This window comes from Pseudomonas lurida, from assembly GCF_013522705.1.
Lineage (GTDB): Bacteria > Pseudomonadota > Gammaproteobacteria > Pseudomonadales > Pseudomonadaceae > Aquipseudomonas > Aquipseudomonas quebecensis.
In genome coordinates this window covers 1-2,006 of record NZ_JAAMRE010000059.1, presented here as the reverse complement: position 1 = coordinate 2,006, position 2,006 = coordinate 1, and the positions used below count along the sequence as shown (strand labels likewise).

General features: G+C 59.7%; 1 protein-coding gene. It reads left to right on the top strand.

Features of this window, described 5'->3' with window-relative positions; genetic code table 11:
• Nucleotides 1-2,006 (top strand): beta strand repeat-containing protein (locus G7025_RS26505; protein ID WP_258197740.1); only part of this gene is annotated, 2,006 nt, incomplete at both ends.

Sequence of the window (2,006 nt, the reverse complement as noted above, 5' to 3'; positions counted from 1 at the left end):
ACCGCTGTTATTGCTGGTGTGGGCACAATCACCATCGGCACCGACGGCGCTTACGCTTTCACGCCGGTTAAAGACTTCAATGGTGATGTACCGCAAATCGGCTACACCACCAACACCGGCTCCAGCAGCACCCTGGACGTGAAGATCGACCCCGTCGACGACGCCAGCGTTCTGCAGGCCGATACCGGCAGCGCCAAGGAAGACACCGTTGCCACCGGCAATGTGCTGACCAACGACAGCGACGTCGATAACGTCCTGACCGTCGCCAGCTTCACCGTCAACGGCACTAACTACCAAGCGGGCCGGACCGCTGTTATTGCTGGTGTGGGCACAATCACCATCGGCACCGACGGCGCTTACGCTTTCACGCCGGTTAAAGACTTCAATGGTGATGTACCGCAAATCGGCTACACCACCAACACCGGCTCCAGCAGCACCCTGGACGTGAAGATCGACCCGGTCGACGACGCCAGCGTCCTGCAGGCCGATACCGGCAGCGCCAAGGAAGACACGGTTGCTACCGGCAACGTGCTGACCAACGACAGCGACGTGGACAACGTCCTGACCGTCGCCAGCTTCACCGTCAACGGCACTAACTACCAAGCGGGCCAGACCGCTGTTATCGCCGGCGTGGGTTCGATCACCATCGGTACCGACGGCGCTTACGCCTTCACCCCGGTTAAAGATTTCAATGGTGATGTGCCGCAAATCGGCTACACCACCAACACTGGCTCCAGCAGCACTCTCGACGTGAAGATCGACCCGGTCGACGACGCCAGCGTCTTGCAGGCTGACACTGGCAGCGCGAAAGAAGACGCTGTTGCCACTGGCAACGTGCTGACTAATGACAGCGACGTGGACAACGTCCTGACCGTCGCCAGTTTCACCGTCAACGGCACTAACTACCAAGCAGGCCAAACCGCTGTTATTGCTGGTGTGGGTTCGATCACCATCGGTACTGACGGTGCTTACGCCTTTACGCCAGTCAAAGACTTCAACGGCGACGTCCCACAAATCGGCTACACCACCAACACCGGCTCCAGCAGCACCCTGGACGTGAAGATCGACCCTGTCGACGATGCCAGCGTCTTGCAGGCTGACACTGGTAGTGCTAAGGAAGACACGGTTGCTACCGGCAACGTGCTGACTAATGACAGCGACGTGGACAACGTCCTGACCGTCGCCAGTTTCACCGTCAACGGCACTAACTACCAAGCAGGCCAAACCGCTGTTATTGCTGGTGTGGGCTCGATCACCATCGGCACCGACGGCGCTTACGCCTTCACCCCGGTCAAAGACTTCAACGGCGACGTCCCACAAATTGGCTACACCACCAATACCGGCTCCAGCAGCACCTTGGACGTGAAGATCGACCCTGTCGACGACGCCAGCGTCTTGCAGGCTGACACCGGCAGCGCGAAAGAAGACACCGTCGCCACCGGCAATGTGCTAACCAACGACAGCGACGTGGATAACGTGCTGACCGTTACCAGCTTCACCGTCAACGGCGCGAGTTATGTTGCCGGCCAAACCGCCGTCATTGCAGGCGTGGGCTCGATCACCATCGGCACCGACGGCGCTTACGCCTTCACCCCGGTTAAAGACTTCAATGGTGATGTGCCGCAAATCGGCTACACCACCAACACCGGCTCCAGCAGCACCCTGGACGTGAAGATCGACCCGGTCGACGACGCCAGCGTCCTTCAGGCCGACACCGGCAGCGCGAAAGAAGACACCGTTGCCACCGGCAATGTGCTGACTAACGACAGCGACGTCGATAACGTGCTGACCGTTGCCAGCTTCAATGTGGGTGGAACCACTTACACCGCCGGCCAAACCGCCGTCATCGCGGGCGTGGGTTCGATCACCATCGGTACCGACGGCGCTTACGCCTTCACCCCGGTTAAAGATTTCAATGGTGATGTGCCGCAAATCGGCTACACCACCAACACTGGCTCCAGCAGCACTCTCGACGTGAAGATCGACCCGGTCGACGACGCCAGCGT